The sequence below is a fragment of the Stenotrophomonas sp. PD6 genome, from assembly GCF_049199305.1.
Lineage (GTDB): Bacteria > Pseudomonadota > Gammaproteobacteria > Xanthomonadales > Xanthomonadaceae > Stenotrophomonas.
In genome coordinates, this window is record NZ_JBLZQD010000004.1 from 142,448 (window position 1) to 160,940 (window position 18,493).

Consider the following 18,493-nt stretch of genomic DNA (forward strand, 5'->3'; position numbering starts at 1 on the left):
GGGTTTGGTTCCGGCCTCGTTCCGGCCTTTTTCTCCCTTCTTTTTGGGGGGGGGCCCCCCCGCCGGCTTTATTAACCAATAAAAACACCTTGGGCGCGCGGTTCTGCGCCGGGCCCTCTTTTCTTGCTCAGATCAACCCGCGCTCGCGGGCCATGGCCAGCACAATGCCGACGATCACCAGATTGGTCACCACCAATGCGGGCCTTCCATACATCGACTGGTAGACCCAGCTTGGCCCGGTGCGTCCCTTGCGTGCGGCATCGCGCGCGATCATCGGCGCCATGATCCGCTGCAGCGGCACCAGGCACTGGTAGTTCACGAGGGCGGTGCCGAGCACCATCACAGTGAGCGACCAGTAAATCGGGGCCTGCAGGGTCGTCAGCGCGAGCACGGCCAGGCAGACCAGCATGGCGGTGAAGGTGCTGTAGTGCACGAAGCGATGCACGGCGGCGCGCTCGGCAGGCGTTTCGGTGTAGCAGAGCAGGTAGCGGCCGCCGAGGTAGCTGCCGATGACGCCACCCGCCATGGCGCCGATGGCGATGCTCCAGCTGAAGTGCGTGCCGATCAGGTGACTCTGGCTGGCGGCCGCACCGAGCGAACCCATTGCGGCACCGCCGGACAGGCTGGCACCGCCCAGGCCGAGCTTGCCGCTGCCCACGCCGACGCTGGTGCCCAGCAGGATGGCGGCGCTGGCCGTCCCCGGTGCCGCCACCAACACCATTGAAACGACCGCGGTGGCGAACGCGGCGCTTGGCGCCGTGCCACGTGCGAAATCGCCGAAGCGGCGCAGCATTTCTTCGCGCACGCTGGCCCGTGCACGCGACAGGCGCTTGCGCACGGCGGCGTCGCTCAGTCCCAGCAGGTTGGCCACCTGCTGCGAGCTCTGGCCTTCGCGGTAGTACAGCAGCAGGGTCTCGCGGCTGTCTTCGGGCAGGGCCGAGATGATTTCCTCGGCGGCCAGTTCCTCCTCGGCGCGCTGCAGGTATTCCGGTGCGCTGGGGCCCGGGTCGGCGGCCATGCTGATGGCGATTTCGGCGGCCTCGCCGGACAGCGGCCGGCCGCGGTTGGCGCGCAGCCAGTCGCGGGCCAGGTTGCGGGTGATCTGGCGCAGCCAGGGCAGGAAGCTGGCGTGGTTGTGCAGCTGGTTGAGCTGCTGCCAGGCCTTGATGAAGGCCTCCTGCGCGATGTCTTCGCTGGCCTGCACGTCGCGGGTGATGGCCAATGCGATAGCGGTGACGGTGTTCTGGCACGCCAGCACGATGCGGCCGTACGACTGCTGGCAGCCGCCGGCGGCGGCAGGCAGTTCGCGGTCCAGTGTGTCGGTCAGCGGCAGCGTGGTCATGGTGTCGGTCCCGGGCGGTGATGACATCATGACGGGGTGGGGCGGGGAATGTGACCGGCGGGATTACGGTTGTTTCGTCGCCGGGGTGATCCGTACGCGGACCTCTTCCTCTTCCGGCGCCGGTTGGGTTGCCGGTGCCTGCGGTTGTGCCTGTTGCACCGGTGCCGGCGCAGCCGTGGGCGCAGCCCGGTGGCGCATCACCACCACCATGGCGACGGCGGCGATGACCAGCAGCAGGCCGATGCGGATGCGCCAGGCCCAGTTGCGGGCTGGGGCGACGTCGGCGGCCTGGTCGCGGAACGCGAATTCGGCGGTGGGGTGGTCGCGGCGGGTGGTTTCGAGCAGGCGCGCATCGCGCAGGATTTCGCGCGCACGCGGCTGGTCGTCGGCATGCACCACCCACAGGGTGGGGTGGGTGGTGGCCTTGCTGGTGTCCAGGTAACTGAACTGGCTGCCGCGCTTGCTGTGGTACGAACGCCCGTTGGTGATGCGCACGTCGATGCCGGCGTCGCGCAGCAACTTGGCCACGCCTTCGACGGTTTCCACACGCTGGCTGCTGAAGATCTGACGCATGTCTGTTTATTCCTTGGCCGGTACGGCGGCGGCCGCGGCACTGTCATCCACCACGCGGATCAAGCCTTCCTGCGCGGTGCTGGCAACGAGTATGCCGTTGCGGGTGAAGAACTGGCCGCGCGCCAGCCCGCGCGAATCCTGCGCGCTGGGGCTGTCCAGCGAATACAGCAGCCAGTCGTCGGCGCGGAACGGGCGGTGGAACCAGATGGCATGGTCCAGCGAGGCCATCTGCACGTGCGGCTGGTAGTAGCTGATGCCGTGCGGGAAGGTCGCGGTGCCCAGCAGATGGAAGTCCGAGGCATAGGCCAGCAGCGCCTGGTGCAGCTCGGGCGCGTCGCCGACGGTCTCGTTCAAGCGCAGCCACACCTGGTGGTAGGGCGGGCGCTTGGGCGGGTGCAGTTCGTCGCGCGGGTAGACGTGGCGGAACTCGAACGGACCGCCGCGCGAGAGCCAGCGCTGCACCTTGATCGGCAGGCGTTCCAGCACCGCCTGCGGCAGCGGGCGGTTCGGTTCGATGTCTTCCGGCTGCGGCACTTCCGGCATCTTGTGCTGGTGCTCGGCGCCGGTCTCGGCCTGCTGGAACGAGGCCGCGCAGAAGAAGATCACCTTGCCGTGCTGGATCGCAGTGACCCGGCGCACGGAGAAGCTGCCGCCATCGCGGGTACGGTCCACGTCGTAGACGATGGGGTGGTCAATGTTGCCCGCGCGCAGGAAATAGGCGTGCAGGGAATGCACATGCCGGCCGTTGTCGACCGTGGCCTGGGCGGCGGACAGCGCCTGGCCCAGCACCTGGCCGCCGAACACGTACTTGGTGCCGATGTCGCGGCTCTGGCCCCGGAACAGGTTGTCTTCCAGGCGCTCGAGCGTGAGCAGGTCGATCAGCTCGGAAACGACGGGTTCTTGCGGCTGGGACAAGGAAATAGCCTGGCAGTCTGCGAAACGCAATTATAGCGGGCGCGGGCCGGCCTTCCCCAACCGCGCCACCAGCGTGTGCAGCGCCTGCTGCGCATCCGGCGCATACCAGGCGTCCACGAACCGATCGAGCCGGATCAGATCGGCGTGCAGGGCGTCATGCAGGTCTTCGCGGGCAATGGCGCGGGTGAGCAGCATCGGCTGGCGCGGCAGCTTCAGCAGCCGGCCCAGCCAGGCCACCGCGCGCGGCACCACATCGGCCGGGGCGGCCAGCTCGTCCACCAGGCCGATCTCCAGCGCACGTTCGGCTGGGACCATCTCGCCGCCGATCAGCAGCTGCGAGGCGCGGTGATGGCCGACCACCCGGCGCATCAGGCGCTGGATGCCCTCCGGCGCCACCAGCCCGACCTGCACTTCGTTCAGGCCGATCACGGTCGGCTGGCTCGGGTCCGGGCTGCGCGCCAGGATGCGGTAGTCGCAGCACAGCGCCAGCACGCAGCCGCCGGCGGGGGCGTGGCCGGTCAGCGCGGCCACCACCGGGACGCGGCATTCGGCCAGGGTGCGTACCGCACCGAAGAAGGCCTGCCAGCTGTCCAGCAGCTTGTGCCGGTCTTCGCCATGGCTGAGCAGGTGCGGCACGTCCATGCCGGCGCTGAAGATGCGCTCGCTGCCGGACAGCACCAGGCCGTGCACGTCATCGGACATGGCCTGGTTGATCTCGTGGATCAGGTGACGGCACAGCTCGGTGTCCAGCGCATTGACCGGCGGGCGGGCCAGCCGCAGCTCGCGGATGGGGCCGTGGTTGATCACCTCGATAAGGGTCGTCATGCTGCGATCTCATTGCGGGCAGGGAACTGAGACGATGATAACCAAACCATTCGTTGGCGTACTGTTGATCCTGTGTGCGGGCGCAGCATCGGCCGCAGCGGCCGAACCGGCCTGTGTAACGGTGCGCGAAGGCTGGGTGCGGTTGCCGCCGCCGGGGGTGTCGATGGCGGCGGGATATGGGCAGATCCATAACGGCTGCAAGACCGCGGTCACCGTCGTAGCGGCCGCCAGTACAGCCTTCGGCGATGTCTCCCTGCATGAAACCACGCTGGTGGATGGCGTCAGCCGCATGCGTGCGGTGGAGCGGTTGCCGATCGCGCCGGGTGCCACGGCGGAGCTCAAGCCTGCCGGGTTGCATCTGATGTTGATGCAGCCGGAGAAGCCGCTCGCGAAGGGCGGGCAGGTGCCACTGCGTTTAAGCCTGGAAAACGGCCGCAAAGTGGATGTCACCTTGCAGGTCCGTTAGTGCCGGCCCACGGCCGGCAATGCTGTCAACCGCGTCGACCTCGGGGAGACATCATCTGTTCGCCGTACGTAGAGCGGTTTCAGTGCAGTCGTACGGGAATCGACTTTACCAAGCGTCGTCATGATGCGGCGGCCGTTACTGTTACCCTGCTTCCTCTCCAGTAGGGTCGCTCCCATAGGGCCGCACGTGGTATGGCCGCGTACGGTAGGGAATGAACTTGAAAGGAGGAGGTGGGTTACCGCAGGTCCACGCATTGGTTGGACAAGCGCGTTTCACGCCCGTCCATTGACCAGCTGAAAAAGACTCGCCAAGTCTTACCCTTCGGCAGCTCGGCAGCATTGAAATGATATGACTTTAGTTGCCCAAGTACCGCGCGATCAATTGAGTAGTACTTGGAGGAGTGAGTTACCTTTATTTGATGGCCCAGTCCATTCTGATCAAGTTGCATGGAAAGCTCCATGCAACCGCCTGACTCAAACCGTCCTGCGGGGCCTCGGTTCAAGAGAACATCGAACGAGTTGGCGAAAGCGCTCGCGGGAAGCGGCTGCGGAGGATTTGAAGGCCCCAATGCAAAGGCCAGCAATATGGAAATGAACATGAGTTGGGCCGCTCAAGGGATGGGGATGCCGGTGTAACTTTGCCGGGCAGGAAGGCCTATCTCCTTCCTGTAAGGATTCTCAAGGTATCTGACTGCGTTGATCTCGCCAGCATTTGATGAGTCGAATGGGAGATTGCTGTATCCCAGGGCGGCGGCGCCGATCGGGGTATGTCCGATTTCGTGGGCGAACAAGGTGTCCAGCCCCACTCCGCGCAACTCACGTGGATTTCCTAGCCCTCGCTTAAAGCCCGCCACGTCCAGGCTGTACGACACGTAGTTCCCCCCCTGAGAAGCATCGAATCCTGCGGAGAACGAAGGGAGAAATCCGGACTGAGGCAAGATTTGAATCAAGTTGATCTTCTGCTGTGAACGAACTGATTCTCTACCCACGGCTCCTCCTACCGAAGTTTTAAGAAAACGACGTGCCGCCGACATGGTTTGCGTTGGCATCGCGGTCGCGCTCGGAGCCGCTGCGGGATCGGGTGACGAGACGGATGCGTGAGAAAACACAGACGAAACAGAGCGGGCCCCTATAGATGTGGCCGATCTGGCTTGGGTAGTGAACTCTCCGGAGGAGGTGCAAGTATTGTCCGCATTCGTGATTCTTGAGCCAGTGCAGCGACCATCTGGATCGTAGAATCTGTAGGGGTTGTTTCCAGCGTAGTAATAGCGATTGAAAAGAGCGGCTCCCGACCCGCCGGGGCCGATCGGATCGACTGATAGAAATCGACCAAGATCCGGCGCGTAGTAGCGTTGCTGCATGTACGACAGCCCGGTTTCCGCATCCTGGACGTGGCCTGCATATCCGGGTCCGGCAGAGGGGGTGCCAGGGTTTCCGTACGGTTCGTACTGGCCTCGGGAGACAACCTTGCCCGATTCATCAGTCATCGCAACGACCGATCCCAGCGCGTCCGTGTGCACATACATGACCTCATCCGCGAAACAATCTTCGTAAGGCGAAAGTGCGACAGTCGAAATAAATACGAAGGGAATCAGCTTGAGCGAGCGTTTCATTGCCTCTCCGTGTGCGTTGCTCGGCTTGTGTGTGGGCTTAGTGGGATTTAAGAGCCTCGCATGCCCAAGGCAGCGTTTCCATGGGGGGCGCAGGGCGGCGTCCGCACTTTCAGCCAAGGGGGGCGCTGGTAGCCGGCCGGGCAGGCAAGCTTCGGCCGGGGCCAGACCAGGAGTAGGCAACTTGGGGTTTCGGCTTCCAGGCCCAGTACTCAACAGGCCGCCTCATCGGCGGCACGCAGGGTTCAGCTCGACGCGCTGCGGATCGCGTCCGGCAACGGCGCGCTCTTGCCGGTCTGGGTGTCCATCCAGACCACCACCACGTTGCCGTCCGAATACAGGGTACTGTCGTTCTTCTCGTCCACGATGCGGTGGCCGATGGTCACGCTGCTGTTGCCCAGCCGCTCGACGAACAGCTCCACCACGATGTCGTTGGGCCACACGATCGGCAGGCGGTAGTTGACGTTGGTGGCCGCGACCACCGGGGCGATGCGGTCGGTCATCGACACGCCTTCCACGCCCAGCATCCAGCGCACGCGCGCCTCTTCAAAGTAGGAAATGTACTTGGCGTTGTTGACGTGGCCCATGCTGTCCATGTCGCGCCAGCGCACGCTGATCGGTACGCGGGCCAGGATCTTGTGTTCGGTGCTCATTACTTCTTCTTCGCCTTCGTGGTCTTGGCAGGGCTGGTCTTGCTGGGGGTGGTGGCGCGCTTGGCGGCGACCGCCTTCTTGGCGACCTTGGCCGGCTTCTCCGGCTTGGCCTTGCGCGGCGGACGGGCATCGGGCTTGTTGGCCACCGCCGCCGGGCGTTCCGGGCGGGCGCTGACCGATGGCAGCATCTTGGCCAGGAACTGGCCGGTGTACGAGGTCGGGCAGGCCGCCACGTCTTCCGGCGTGCCGGTGACCAGGATGGTGCCGCCGCGATGGCCGCCTTCCGGGCCCAGGTCCACGATCCAGTCCGCGGTCTTGATCACGTCCAGGTTGTGCTCGATCACCACCACCGTGTTGCCCTCGTCGCGCAGCTTGTGCAGCACGCCGAGCAGCGCCTCGATGTCGTGGAAGTGCAGGCCGGTGGTCGGCTCGTCCAGGATGTACAGCGTGCGCCCGGTATCGCGGCGCGACAGTTCCTTGGACAGCTTCACGCGCTGTGCCTCACCGCCGGACAGCGTGGTCGCGCTCTGGCCCAGCTTGATGTAGCTCAGGCCGACGTCCACCAGCGTTTCCAGCTTGCGCGCGATGCTCGGCACCGGTTCGAACAGCTTCAGTGCATCTTCGACGGTCATCTGCAGCACGTCGTTGATGTTGTAGCCCTTGTACAGGATCTCCAGCGTTTCGCGGTTGTAGCGCTTGCCGTGGCACACATCGCAGGGCACGTACACGTCCGGCAGGAAGTGCATTTCCACCTTGATCAGGCCATCGCCCTGGCACGCCTCGCAGCGGCCGCCACGCACGTTGAAGCTGAAACGGCCTGGCGAATAACCGCGCGCGCGGGCTTCCGGGACCTGCGCGTACAGCTCGCGCAGCGGGGTGAACAGGCCGGTGTAGGTGGCCGGGTTCGAGCGCGGGGTGCGGCCGATCGGCGACTGGTCGATGTCCACCACCTTGTCGAACAGGTCCAGCCCTTCGACCTCCTTGTACGGCGCGATCGGGTGCGAGGAGCCGTTGATCTCGTTGGCAGCCAGTGAGAACAGGGTGTCGTTGATCAGGGTCGACTTGCCCGAACCGGACACGCCGGTGATGCAGGTCAGCAGGCCCGACGGAATGTCCAGGTCCACGCCCTTGAGGTTGTTGCCGCTGGCACCGCGCAGGTGCAGCGTCATCTTCGGGTTGGGCTTGTGCCGGCGCGCGGGAATCTCGATCGAACGCTTGCCCGACAGGTACTGGCCGGTGAGCGAACGCGGCGCGTCCAGGATGTCCTGCAGGGTGCCCTGGCCGACGATCTCGCCGCCATGCACGCCCGCGCCCGGACCGATGTCCAGCACGTAATCGGCCAGACGGATCGCGTCTTCGTCATGCTCGACCACGATCACCGTGTTGCCCAGGTCGCGCAGGCGGGTGAGGGTACCCAGCAGGCGCTCGTTGTCGCGCTGGTGCAGGCCGATGGACGGCTCGTCGAGCACGTACATCACGCCGACCAGGCCCGCACCGATCTGGCTGGCCAGACGGATGCGCTGCGCTTCGCCGCCGGACAGCGTGTCGGCCTTGCGCTCCAGGGTGAGGTAATCCAGGCCCACGTCGACCAGGAAGCCGAGGCGCTCGCCGATCTCCTTGACGATCTTGCCGGCAATCTCGCCGCGCCAGCCGGGCAGACTCATGCCGCTGAAGAACTTCAGCGCCTCGTCGATCGGCAGCACCACCAGTTCCGGCAGGGCGCGGTCGGCCACGAACACGTTGCGCGCGGCGCGGTTCAGGCGCTGGCCCTGGCACTCGGGGCAGTTGCGCTCGCTGATGTACTTGGCCAGCTCTTCGCGCACCGCCGCCGATTCGGTTTCCTTGTAGCGGCGCTCGAGGTTGGGAATGATCCCCTCGAAGCGATGCTTGCGCTGGGTGCGCCCGCCGGCTTCGGTGAAGTAGGTAAAGGTGATGGTCTCATCGCCGCTGCCGTAGAGCACCGCCTGGCGCACGTCGTCGGCCAGGCTCTGCCACGGCGCGTCCACGTCGAACTTGTAGTGCTTGGCCAGCGAGGCGATCAGCTGGAAGTAGTACGCGTTGCGGCGGTCCCAGCCGCGCACGGCACCGGCCGACAGCGACAGCTCCGGGTGCACCACCACGCGCGAGGGATCGAAGAATTCGGCCATGCCCAGGCCGTCGCAGCCCGGGCAGGCGCCGACCGGCGAGTTGAACGAGAACAGGCGCGGTTCCAGCTCCGGCAGCGAGTAATCGCAGACCGGGCAGCTGTACTTGGACGAGAACAGGTGGGCCGGCGCGTCCTCGACATCCAGCGACTGCACCGAGACCATGCCGTCGCCGAGCTTCAGCGCGGTTTCGAAGCTTTCGGCCAGGCGCTGCTTGATGTCTTCGCGCGGGCGGAAGCGGTCGATCACCGCCTCGATGGTGTGCTTCTGGCGCAGCGCCAGCGGCGGCACCGCGTCGATTTCATGCAGCGCACCGTCCACCCGCACACGCACGAAGCCCTGCGCGCGCAGCTGGTCGAACACCTGTGCATGCTCGCCCTTGCGCTCACGGATCACCGGGGCCAGCAGCATGTAGCGCTGCTCCGGGTCCAGGGTGAGCACGTGGTCGACCATCTGGCTGACCGTCTGCGCTTCCAGCGGGTAGCCGTGGTCCGGGCAGCGCGGGCTGCCGACGCGGGCGTACAGCAGGCGCAGGTAGTCGTAGATCTCGGTGATCGTGCCGACGGTCGAGCGCGGGTTGTGCGAGGTCGACTTCTGCTCGATCGAGATGGCCGGGGACAGACCCTCGATATGGTCCAGGTCCGGCTTCTCCATCACGCTCAGGAACTGGCGGGCATAGGCCGACAGCGATTCCACGTAACGGCGCTGGCCTTCGGCATAGATGGTGTCGAAGGCCAGCGAGGACTTGCCCGAACCGGACAGGCCGGTGATGACAATGAGCTTGTCGCGGGGCAGGTCGAGATCGATGTTCTTGAGGTTGTGCGTCCGCGCGCCGCGGATGCGGATGAAATCCATCGCCATGGGGGATCCGTTGAAAGTGGGGCAAGCGGAGACGGCAATCGGTCAGCCTACCGAGCTTGGGATTTGGGGGCAATCGGCGACATTGCCAGCCCCGTGTCTCATCTATTGAGACCCGGCCGGCCTGAACCTGAACGGGGTTCAGGTCACGGCGTCCCAGGGCAGGGGGTGGGTTGACCCGGGGTGGGGTGAGTCATTAAAATCCCGCTTCTGTCTGCCCTCGATGGCAACAGTCCATAGACCACAATAACTACAGAGGAAGTCTGGTCATGTACGCAGTACTGGTAACCGGCGGTAAGCAATACCGCGTGGCGCAGGGCGAAACGCTCCGCGTTGAAAAGCTCGAAGTCGAAGTTGGCAACGAGATCAAGTTCGACAACATCCTGATGCTGGGTGACAGCGATGGCATCAAGCTGGGCGACGCGCTGAGCGGCGCTTCGGTCACTGCCAAGGTCGTGTCCCAGGGTCGTGCCGACAAGGTCCGGATCATCAAGTTCCGTCGCCGTAAGCACCACATGAAGCGTCAGGGTCACCGTCAGTATTACACCGAAATCGAGATCACCGGCATCGCCGGTGGCAGCAAGTAATAAGGAGAAGCAGTCATGGCACATAAGAAGGGCGTAGGCTCATCGCGCAACGGTCGCGACTCCAACCCGAAGTACCTCGGCGTCAAGATCTTCGGTGGCCAGGCCATCGATGCCGGCAACATCATCGTGCGTCAGCGCGGCACCCAGTTCCATCCGGGCGCCGGCGTCGGCCTCGGCCGTGACCACACCCTGTTCGCGCTCGTCGACGGCAAGGTGGAGTTCTCGGTGAAGGGCCCGAAGAAGCGTCGTACCGTCAGCGTCGTCGCCGAAGCCTGAGCTTCGCGGCAACCGGGCGTCGCCCCCGCCTAGGCGTGGGGCCGCTGACGAAAGCCCCGCTTCGGCGGGGTTTTTGTTTTTCACGTTAGACTCTGCGGTCGGGTGCATCCGTTGCCCACCGCCTCCAGTTGGCATCCAGAATCATGAAACTTGTAGACGAAGCAGAAATCCAGGTCACCGCTGGCAATGGCGGTAACGGCTGCGTCGGTTTCCGTCGCGAGAAGTTCATTCCGCTGGGCGGCCCGGACGGTGGCGACGGCGGCAATGGCGGCAGCGTGTACATCCGCGCCGACGAAAACCTCAATACCCTGGTCGATTTCCGCCACGAGCGCATTTTCAAGGCGCAGCGTGGCGAAAACGGCATGGGCCGCCAGGCCTACGGCAAGGGCGGCGAAGACCTGGTCATCACTGTGCCGATCGGCACCGTGGTCATGAATGTGGCCACCGACGAAGTCATCGGTGACCTGACCCAGCACGGCGACATCCTGCTGGTGGCCAAGGGCGGCAAGGGCGGCCTGGGCAACATGCACTTCAAGAGCTCCACCAACCGTTCGCCGCGCCAGTCGCTGCCGGGCGAGGAGGGCGAGGAGCGCCTGCTCAAGCTGGAGCTGAAGCTGCTGGCTGACGTCGGCCTGCTGGGCTTCCCCAATGCCGGCAAGAGCACCCTGATCCGCGCCGTGTCCGCTGCCACCCCCAAGGTGGCCGATTACCCGTTCACCACCCTCTACCCCAATCTGGGCGTGGTGCGCGTGGAGAACTACCGCAGCTTCGTGATCGCCGACATTCCCGGCCTGATCGAGGGTGCGGCCGATGGTGCCGGCCTGGGCGCGCAGTTCCTGCGCCACCTGCAGCGCACCCGCCTGCTGCTGCACCTGGTGGACATCTCCCCCATGGAAGGTGGCGTGGAAATCTCGCCGATCGAGCAGGTCCGTGCGATCGAGCGCGAGCTGGCCAAGCACGACCCGGAGCTGCTGGACAAGCCGCGCTGGCTGGTGCTGAACAAGGCCGACCTGATGTTCGAGGACGAGGCCAAGGCCGCGGCCGAGCAGATCATCGCCGAGCTGGGCTGGACCCAGCCGTGGTACCTGGTCTCGGCGCTGGGCCGTGAAGGCACCTGGCCGATCATGACCAACATCATGGCGTTCTTCGACCGCCAGAAAGAAGACGAAGCGGATGCGCGCAACGCGCTCTGACGTCGACGTTGCTTCTCTGGAAAACCCGGCTTCGGCCGGGTTTTTCTGTGGGGCTGCCAGCCACGCAGGGCGTGGCTCTACCGCGTTGTCTGGCGTGCTTCAGGCCGTAGAGCCACGCCATGCGTGGCTGCTGTTCAAGCACGCAAAAAACCCGACCAAGGCCGGGTTTTTTTCTTCACCGTGGTCGAAGCCGCGCGGGGCGCGGCCTCACGGATCAGGCGGCCTTGAGGGCCTTGATGCGCGCGGTCAGGCGGCTCTTGTGGCGAGCGGCCTTGTTCTTGTGGATCAGACCACGCGAGCTGAAACGGTCGAGGATCGGCTGGGCGACGGCAAAGGCTGCCTCGGCGCCGGCGGCATCGTTGGCGTCGAGAGCCTTGATAACCTTCTTGACAGCGGTGCGCAGCATCGAACGCTGAGCCGTATTGCGCGCGTTGCGCACGACGGTCTGCTTGGCGCGCTTCTTGGCGGACTTGATATTGGCCACAGTGGTGGTTTCCTGAAAAATCGATGTAATGGGAACAGCAAGCTGGAAAGTATGATGGCTCGAAAAATGTACGTCAAGTCAATTGTCAAGAGGAAACACGGGTGAGTTCACCAAGGATGTTGCGCGGGCTGCTGTCTTTCAGCAGCATGACCATGATTTCACGGGTGCTGGGGCTGGTCCGCGACCTCGCCGTCACCACCACGTTCGGCACCAATGCGGTGACCGACGCCTTCTGGGTCGCCTTCCGGGTCCCCAACTTCCTGCGCCGCCTGTTCGCCGAGGGCTCGTTCGCGACCGCCTTCGTGCCGGTGTTCACGGAGGTGAAGGAGACCCGCTCGCATGAAGAACTGCGCGAGCTGATGTCGCGGGTGGCCGGCACCTTGGGCGCCGTGCTGCTGCTGGTTACGGCGCTGGCGCTGATCTTCGCCCCGCAGCTGGCCACCCTGTTCTCCAGCGGGGTGGACACCGACCCGGCCAAGCATGGCCTGCTGGTGGACCTGTTCCGGCTGACCTTCCCGTTCCTGCTGTTCGTCTCGCTCACCGCCCTGGCGGGCGGGGCGCTGAACAGCTTCCAGCGCTTCGCGATGCCTGCGCTGACCCCGGTCATCCTCAATCTGTGCATGATCGCCGGCGCGCTGTGGCTGGCGCCGCGGCTGGGCGGCACTCCAGAAAAGCAGATCCTGGCGCTGGGCTGGGCGGTACTGGCGGCTGGCGTGCTGCAGTTGCTGTTCCAGCTGCCCTCGTTGAAGGGCATCAACCTGCTGACCCTGCCGCGCTGGGGCTGGACCCATCCCGGCGTGCGCAAGGTGCTGACCCTGATGGTGCCGACCCTGTTCGGCTCCTCGGTGGCGCAGATCAACCTGCTGCTGGACACCGTGATCGCTGCCAAGCTCACCGACGGCTCGCAGTCCTGGCTGTCGCTGGCCGACCGCTTCCTGGAGCTGCCGCTGGGCGTGTTCGGGGTGGCGCTGGGCACCGTGATCCTGCCGGCGCTGGCCCGCCACCATGTCAGTACCGACAAGACCGGTTTCTCCAGTGCGCTGGACTGGGGCCTGCGCACCACGCTGCTGATCGCCGTGCCGGCGATGCTGGGCCTGATGCTGCTGGCCGAGCCGCTGATCGCCACGCTCTTCCAGCATGGCCAGTTCACCGCGTTCGATACCCGCATGACCGCGCTGTCGGTGTACGGCCTGAGCTTTGCCCTGCCGGCCTTCGCGCTGCTCAAGGTGGTGCTGCCGGCGTTCTACGCCCGCCAGGACACCCGCACCCCGGTCCGCGCCGGCCTGGTCGCGCTGGTGGCCAACATGGTCTTCAACTTCCTGCTGCTGGCCGTGCTGTACCACGTGATGGTGCCCGAGGCGCTGAAGGCGCAGGGGATCTGGGTCGCGCTGGGCAAGCAGCCCGGCCTGCACCTGGCCCTGGGTATCGCCAGTGCGCTGTCCAGCTACCTGAATCTTGGCCTGCTCTGGTACTGGCTGGGCAAGACGGATGTGTACCAGCCCAAGCCGGGCTGGGCCGGCTACGTGACCCGCCTGGGCCTGGCCTGCGCGGCGATGGTGGCGGTGCTGTTGGGCCTGCTGCAGTTGATGACCGACTTCACCGACATGGACAAATGGCACCGGATCGGCAACCTCGCGCTGCTGGTCGGCGGCGGCGGCCTGACCTACCTGCTGGCGCTGGTCGCGATGGGCTTCCGCCCGCGCCATCTGCGCGAGCATTGATCCAAGGGCCCGCCATCACCATCTCTGGCCATGCCGGTAGAGCCACGCCCTGCGTGGCTGCCCCGGACACCCGGCTATACTTGCCGGTCATGCATTGCAACAGATGGGCCCGGGTGGGCCGGATTCCGATCAGATGACCAGGTTGTTCAGAAGCATCGAAGGCGGGCGCTTGTTCCCGCACGGAAGCGTGGTCTGCATCGGCGCATTCGACGGCCTTCATCTGGGCCATCGTGCGCTGGTGCGGCATGCGGTCGCGCGTGCCCGCGCCTTGGGCGTGCCCGCCGTGGCGGTTGCGTTCGAACCGCTGCCGCGCGAGTACTTCGCCCAGGGCGAGCCGCCGCCGCGGCTGACCCTGGCCCGCGACAAGGTTTCCATGCTTGGCGAGCTGGGCGTGGACGCGGTCGGCCTGCTGCGCTTCGACGCGCGCATGGCCGCGATGCAGGCCGAAGACTTCGTGGAGCAGTTGCTGGTGCAGCGGTTGGTCGCGCGCGAGGTCTGGATCGGGCCGGAGTTCTGCTTCGGCAACCGCCGCAAGGGCGACCTGGCCCTGCTGCAGGCGATGGGTACCGAGCGCGGCTTCACCGCCGGCGAGATCGAGCCGGTCGACCTGCACGGCGAGCGCATCTCCAGCACCCGCATCCGCCAGCTGCTGCGGGCCGGCGATTTCACCCATGCCAACGACCTGCTCGGCCGCCCGTATGCGATCGGGGGCAGGGTGGTACGCGGTCGCCAGCTGGGCCGTACGCTCGGTTTCCCCACCGCCAACCTGCGCTTCCCCAAGACACCGGCGCTGTCGGGCATCTATGCCACCTGGGTGCACGGCGTGTTCGACCAGCCGTGGCCGTCGGTCTCCAGCTTCGGCACGCGGCCGACGGTGGAGGGCGTGGAGCCGCTGCTGGAAGCCCACCTGTTCGATTTCCAGGGCGACCTGTACGGTCGGCATATCCAGGTTGAATTCGTCGCCAAGCTGCGCGATGAAGAGAAGTTCCATGATCTGGCGGCATTGACCGACCAGATGCACCGTGACGCCGATCAGGCGCGTCACATCCTTTCCGAACACAGATTGCGAGCCACTGCGTGAGCCAGGACTACAAAGCCACCCTTCATCTGCCGGCAACCGAATTCCCGATGCGCGGCGACCTGCCCAAGCGCGAGCCGGGCATTCTGTCGCGCTGGGAAGACGAGGGCCTGTACGCCCGCCTGCGCGAAAACGCGCAGGGTCGCCCGCTGTTCGTGCTGCACGACGGCCCGCCCTACGCCAATGGCCAGATCCACCTGGGCCATGCGGTCAACAAGATCCTCAAGGACATCATCGTCAAGTCGCGCTACCTGGCCGGCTTCGATGCGCCCTACGTGCCGGGCTGGGATTGCCACGGCCTGCCGATCGAGATCGCGGTCGAAAAGAAGTGGGGCAAGGTCGGCGTCAAGCTCGATGCCGTCGAATTCCGCCAGAAGTGCCGCGAATACGCCGAAGAGCAGATCGAACTGCAGCGCCGCGATTTCAAGCGCCTGGGCGTGACCGGCGATTGGGACAACCCGTACAAGACGCTGAGCTTCGATTTCGAGGCCAATGAAATCCGCGCGCTGTCCAAGATCTTCGCCAACGGCCACATCGTGCGCGGCGCCAAGCCGGTGCACTGGTGCTTCGATTGCGGCTCGGCCCTGGCCGAAGCGGAAATCGAATACCAGGACAAGACCTCGCCGGCCATCGACGTGGCCTACGTGGCGCGCGATTCGGCGCAGCTGGCCGCGCGCTTCGGCGTGAGCCTGCCGGCCGATGTCGAGGTCGCCGTGCCGATCTGGACCACCACCCCGTGGACGCTGCCGGCCTCGCTGGCGGTGTCGCTGGGCGCGGATATTCAGTACGCCCTGGTCGAAGGCCCCGCGCATGCCGGCAAGCGCCGCTGGCTGGTCATCGCCGCGAGCCTGGCCGAGCGCGCGCTGCGCCGCTATGGCGTTGAAGACGTGGTCGCCCACGGCCATGCCGCCGGTGCTGCACTGGAAAACCTGCTGCTGGCCCATCCGTTCTACCCGCAGCGCGACATCCCGCTGCTCAACGGTGCCCACGTCTCCGACGAAGACGGCACCGGTGCGGTACATACCGCCCCGGGCCACGGCCAGGAAGACTTCGTCGTCAGCCAGCAGTACGGGCTGATGGAGAATTACACCGCCGCCCAGATCAACCCGGTCGACGGCCGTGGCGTGTACCTGCCCTCGACCCCGCCGGCAGGCGAGGTGGTGCTGGCCGGCGTGCACCTGTGGAAGGCGCAGCCGCTGATCGTGGACGTGCTGCGCGACTCCGGTGCGCTGCTGGCCTTCGTCGAAATCGTGCACAGCTACCCGCACTGCTGGCGCCACAAGACGCCGGTGGTGTTCCGCGCCACCCCGCAGTGGTTCATCTCGATGGACAAGGCCAACCTGCGCAGCGATGCGATGGCCGCCATCGACAACGTCGGCTGGTTCCCGAGCTGGGGCAAGGCGCGCATCGGCAGCATGGTCGACGGTCGCCCGGACTGGTGCATCAGCCGTCAGCGCACCTGGGGCGTGCCGATCGCCTTGTTCACTCACCGCGAAACCGGCGAGCCGCATCCGCGCACCGTCGAGTTGATGCAGCAGGTGGCCGACCGCGTGCAGGAAGGCGGCATCGACGTCTGGTACGCGCTGGACGCGGCCGAACTGCTGGGCGATGAAGCGGCGCACTACGAGAAGGTCACCGACATCCTCGATGTGTGGTTCGACTCGGGCGTCACCCACGAAGGCGTGCTGCTGGAGCGTGGCTTCGGCAAGCCGGCCGACCTGTATCTGGAAGGTTCCGACCAGCACCGCGGCTGGTTCCAGTCCTCGCTGCTCACCGGCGTGGCCATCGACAAGCATGCGCCCTACAAGCAGTGCCTCACCCACGGCTTCACCGTGGATGAGAAGGGCCGCAAGATGTCCAAGTCGCTGGGCAACGGCATCGAGCCGCAGGACATCATGAAGACCCTGGGCGCGGACATCCTGCGCCTGTGGATCGCCTCGGCCGATTACAGCAACGAAATGTCGCTGTCGCAGGAAATCCTGAAGCGCAACGCCGACGCCTACCGGCGCCTGCGCAACACCGCGCGCTTCCTGCTCGGCAACCTGGACGGATTCGATCCGGCCCAGCACTTGGTGGCCCCGGCCGACATGGTCGCGCTGGACCGCTGGATCGTGCATCGCGCCTGGGAAGTGCAGGAGAAGATCAAGGCGGCGTACACCGGCTACAACATGGCCGAAATCGTGCAGCTGCTGCTGAACTTCTGCAGCGTGGACCTCGGCTCGCTGTACCTGGACGTGACCAAGGACCGGCTGTACACCATGCCGACCGATTCGCGTGGCCGCCGTTCGGCGCAGAGCGCGATGTACCACATCGCCGAAGCGTTCACCCGCTGGATCGCGCCGATCCTGACCTTCACCGCCGACGAGCTGTGGGGCTACCTGCCGGGCGAGCGCAAGGACAACGTGCTGTTCGCGACCTGGTACGAAGGCCTGGCGCCGCTGCCGGCCGACGCCGCCTTGAACGCGGCCGACTTCGACCAGCTGCTGGCCCTGCGCGAGCAGGTGGCCAAGGTGCTCGAGCCGATGCGCGCCAACGGGGCGATCGGTGCGGCGCTGGAAGCGGAGATCACCGTCGCCGCGAGCGAGGAGACCGCCGCGCGCTGGCAGCCGCTGGCCGAGGAGCTGCGCTTCCTGTTCATCAGTGGCGATGTCAGCGTGCGCCCGGCGACCACCGATGAGGTGTTTGTCAGCGCCCAGCCGACCACCAAGCAGAAGTGCGTGCGCTGCTGGCATTACCGTGCCGACATCGGCAGCGTGGCCGCCCACCCGGAACTGTGCGGTCGTTGCGCGAGCAACGTCGACGGTGCCGGCGAAGACCGGAAGTGGTTCTGATGAGCGCCGCGCGTCCGCGTCCCAATGCACTGATCTGGCTGCTGCTGTCGGCGGCCGTCATCGGCCTGGACCAGTGGAGCAAGGCCTGGGTGCTGTCCAGCCTGCCCGAGTACCAGCCGGTGGTGGTCATCGAGGGCTTCTGGAACTGGTTCCGCACCTACAACACCGGTGCGGCGTTCAGCTTCCTGAGCGATGCCGGCGGCTGGCAGCTTTGGTTCTTCACCGCCCTGGCGGTGGGCATCAGCGGCCTGATGGCCTTCTGGCTGTCGCGCACCCCGCGTGCCCACTGGCGCAGTGCCGCGCCTTACGCCCTGGTGATCGGCGGGGCCATCGGCAACGTCATCGACCGCCAGGTGCATGGCCACGTGGTGGATTTCATCCAGTGGTACGTGGGCGAGCACTACTGGCCCTCGTTCAACATCGCCGATGCGGCGATCGTGGTCGGTGCCGTGGGTATTGCGGTGTTTGGCCTGTTCGACGGCAAGAACGAGAAAAAAGCGGGATAATTCCCTCCAGTTCCCTGTATCAACCGGCCCCGGCCGGCCGGAGTATCTGACCGATGGATGTGTTGCTCGCCAATCCGCGTGGTTTCTGTGCCGGTGTCGATCGTGCGATCGAGATCGTCAAGCGCGCGATCGAGACCCTGGGTGCGCCGATCTACGTGCGCCACGAGGTCGTGCACAACCGTTTCGTGGTCGATGACCTCAAGCGCCGCGGTGCGATCTTCGTCGAAGAGCTCGACGAAGTGCCGGACGACAACACGGTGATCTTCAGCGCCCACGGCGTTTCGCAGGCCGTGCGACAGGAAGCCGAGCGGCGCGGTCTGAAGGTCTTCGATGCGACCTGCCCGCTGGTGACCAAGGTGCACCTGGAAGTGGGGGGGGGGGGGGGGGCCCCCCCCCCCGCCCGGGGCCGCGGGGCCGCCGCGCCCCCCCCCC

The 18,493-nt window shown here is 65.8% G+C and carries 16 protein-coding genes and 1 pseudogene; 9 read left to right on the forward strand and 8 right to left on the reverse strand.

Features of this window, described 5'->3' with window-relative positions:
* Positions 1-127: 127 nt before the first annotated feature.
* The 4 genes from ACOZHM_RS08335 to ACOZHM_RS08350 form a co-directional block, all read right to left on the reverse strand.
* Positions 128-1,342, reverse strand: a complete 1,215-nt coding sequence (locus tag ACOZHM_RS08335) for an RNA polymerase sigma factor (protein ID WP_421568802.1) — start codon at positions 1,340-1,342, stop codon at positions 128-130.
* 63 nt (positions 1,343-1,405) lie between these two features.
* On the reverse strand, positions 1,406-1,915 hold the full coding sequence (locus ACOZHM_RS08340) for a putative signal transducing protein (protein ID WP_421568803.1): 510 nt from the start codon (positions 1,913-1,915) through the stop codon (positions 1,406-1,408).
* 6 nt (positions 1,916-1,921) lie between these two features.
* Positions 1,922-2,830 (reverse strand): acyl-CoA thioesterase II, encoded by a 909-nt coding sequence (gene tesB, locus ACOZHM_RS08345; protein ID WP_421568805.1) that lies wholly within the window; start codon positions 2,828-2,830, stop codon positions 1,922-1,924.
* Positions 2,831-2,860: 30 nt separating this feature from the next.
* Positions 2,861-3,655, reverse strand: a complete 795-nt coding sequence (locus tag ACOZHM_RS08350) for an enoyl-CoA hydratase/isomerase family protein (RefSeq protein WP_421568807.1) — start codon at positions 3,653-3,655, stop codon at positions 2,861-2,863.
* Between the two features lie 34 nt (positions 3,656-3,689).
* Here ACOZHM_RS08350 and ACOZHM_RS08355 point away from each other — a divergent pair, with 34 nt between their 5' ends.
* Positions 3,690-4,121: a copper chaperone PCu(A)C gene (locus ACOZHM_RS08355; protein WP_421568808.1), complete on the forward strand. Its 432-nt coding sequence runs from the start codon at positions 3,690-3,692 to the stop codon at positions 4,119-4,121.
* A 610-nt stretch (positions 4,122-4,731) separates the two neighbouring features.
* Here ACOZHM_RS08355 and ACOZHM_RS08360 read toward each other — a convergent pair.
* The 3 genes from ACOZHM_RS08360 to uvrA all read right to left on the reverse strand — a co-directional run bounded on the left by ACOZHM_RS08360 (position 4,732) and on the right by uvrA (position 9,388).
* Entirely contained in the window at positions 4,732-5,733 is a 1,002-nt protein-coding gene (locus ACOZHM_RS08360) for an RHS repeat domain-containing protein (RefSeq protein WP_421568809.1), read from the reverse strand.
* A gap of 242 nt (positions 5,734-5,975) precedes the next feature.
* Positions 5,976-6,383, reverse strand: coding sequence for an acyl-CoA thioesterase (locus ACOZHM_RS08365; RefSeq protein WP_421568810.1), 408 nt, complete (start codon positions 6,381-6,383; stop codon positions 5,976-5,978).
* Complete coding sequence (gene uvrA / locus ACOZHM_RS08370; RefSeq protein ID WP_421568811.1) at positions 6,383-9,388, reverse strand: excinuclease ABC subunit UvrA; 3,006 nt, start codon at positions 9,386-9,388, stop codon at positions 6,383-6,385. The genes ACOZHM_RS08365 and uvrA overlap by 1 nt, the downstream gene beginning before the upstream one ends.
* 266 nt (positions 9,389-9,654) lie before the next feature.
* Between uvrA and rplU the strand changes: the two genes are divergently transcribed.
* From rplU to cgtA, 3 genes are all read left to right on the forward strand, one after another.
* Positions 9,655-9,972, forward strand: coding sequence for a 50S ribosomal protein L21 (gene rplU, locus ACOZHM_RS08375; protein ID WP_019184518.1), 318 nt, complete (start codon positions 9,655-9,657; stop codon positions 9,970-9,972).
* A gap of 15 nt (positions 9,973-9,987) precedes the next feature.
* Positions 9,988-10,248 (forward strand): 50S ribosomal protein L27, encoded by a 261-nt coding sequence (rpmA, locus tag ACOZHM_RS08380; RefSeq protein ID WP_070209175.1) that lies wholly within the window; start codon positions 9,988-9,990, stop codon positions 10,246-10,248.
* 143 nt (positions 10,249-10,391) lie between these two features.
* Positions 10,392-11,441 carry an Obg family GTPase CgtA gene (gene cgtA, locus ACOZHM_RS08385; RefSeq protein WP_421568812.1) on the forward strand — a complete coding sequence of 350 codons (1,050 nt, stop codon included), beginning with the start codon at positions 10,392-10,394 and terminating at the stop codon, positions 11,439-11,441.
* 214 nt (positions 11,442-11,655) lie between these two features.
* Here the strand turns inward: cgtA and rpsT are convergent, their stop codons facing one another.
* Positions 11,656-11,925, reverse strand: a complete 270-nt coding sequence (rpsT, locus tag ACOZHM_RS08390; protein WP_017354922.1) for a 30S ribosomal protein S20 — start codon at positions 11,923-11,925, stop codon at positions 11,656-11,658.
* 116 nt (positions 11,926-12,041) lie between these two features.
* On the opposite strand from rpsT, the gene murJ reads away from it, so the two are divergent.
* The 5 genes and pseudogenes from murJ to ACOZHM_RS08415 form a co-directional block, all read left to right on the forward strand.
* Entirely contained in the window at positions 12,042-13,646 is a 1,605-nt protein-coding gene (murJ, locus tag ACOZHM_RS08395) for a murein biosynthesis integral membrane protein MurJ (RefSeq protein ID WP_421568813.1), read from the forward strand.
* Positions 13,647-13,779: 133 nt separating this feature from the next.
* Positions 13,780-14,727, forward strand: coding sequence for a bifunctional riboflavin kinase/FAD synthetase (locus tag ACOZHM_RS08400; RefSeq protein ID WP_421568814.1), 948 nt, complete (start codon positions 13,780-13,782; stop codon positions 14,725-14,727).
* Positions 14,724-17,555 (forward strand): isoleucine--tRNA ligase, encoded by a 2,832-nt coding sequence (ileS, locus tag ACOZHM_RS08405; RefSeq protein WP_421568816.1) that lies wholly within the window; start codon positions 14,724-14,726, stop codon positions 17,553-17,555. Before ACOZHM_RS08400 ends, ileS begins: the two co-directional genes overlap by 4 nt.
* Complete coding sequence (lspA, locus tag ACOZHM_RS08410) at positions 17,555-18,061, forward strand: signal peptidase II (protein ID WP_421568817.1); 507 nt, start codon at positions 17,555-17,557, stop codon at positions 18,059-18,061. The genes ileS and lspA overlap by 1 nt, the downstream gene beginning before the upstream one ends.
* Positions 18,062-18,114: 53 nt before the next feature.
* Positions 18,115-18,493 (forward strand): annotated as a pseudogene (locus tag ACOZHM_RS08415) (hypothetical protein); the annotation flags it as partial.

Bases quoted from the DNA above. Each gene is read 5' to 3' on its own strand.
- ACOZHM_RS08335 (WP_421568802.1), bottom strand. From the start codon at position 1,342: ATGACCACGCTGCCGCTGACCGACACACTGGACCGCGAACTGCCTGCC.
- rpmA (WP_070209175.1), top strand. From the start codon at position 9,988: ATGGCACATAAGAAGGGCGTAGGCTCATCGCGCAACGGTCGCGACTCC.
- ACOZHM_RS08340 (WP_421568803.1), bottom strand. From the start codon at position 1,915: ATGCGTCAGATCTTCAGCAGCCAGCGTGTGGAAACCGTCGAAGGCGTG.
- rplU (WP_019184518.1), top strand. From the start codon at position 9,655: ATGTACGCAGTACTGGTAACCGGCGGTAAGCAATACCGCGTGGCGCAG.
- lspA (WP_421568817.1), top strand. From the start codon at position 17,555: ATGAGCGCCGCGCGTCCGCGTCCCAATGCACTGATCTGGCTGCTGCTG.
- murJ (WP_421568813.1), top strand. From the start codon at position 12,042: ATGTTGCGCGGGCTGCTGTCTTTCAGCAGCATGACCATGATTTCACGG.
- uvrA (WP_421568811.1), bottom strand. From the start codon at position 9,388: ATGGCGATGGATTTCATCCGCATCCGCGGCGCGCGGACGCACAACCTC.
- ACOZHM_RS08360 (WP_421568809.1), bottom strand. From the start codon at position 5,733: ATGAAACGCTCGCTCAAGCTGATTCCCTTCGTATTTATTTCGACTGTC.
- ACOZHM_RS08400 (WP_421568814.1), top strand. From the start codon at position 13,780: ATGACCAGGTTGTTCAGAAGCATCGAAGGCGGGCGCTTGTTCCCGCAC.
- ACOZHM_RS08355 (WP_421568808.1), top strand. From the start codon at position 3,690: ATGATAACCAAACCATTCGTTGGCGTACTGTTGATCCTGTGTGCGGGC.
- ACOZHM_RS08365 (WP_421568810.1), bottom strand. From the start codon at position 6,383: ATGAGCACCGAACACAAGATCCTGGCCCGCGTACCGATCAGCGTGCGC.
- ACOZHM_RS08350 (WP_421568807.1), bottom strand. From the start codon at position 3,655: ATGACGACCCTTATCGAGGTGATCAACCACGGCCCCATCCGCGAGCTG.
- cgtA (WP_421568812.1), top strand. From the start codon at position 10,392: ATGAAACTTGTAGACGAAGCAGAAATCCAGGTCACCGCTGGCAATGGC.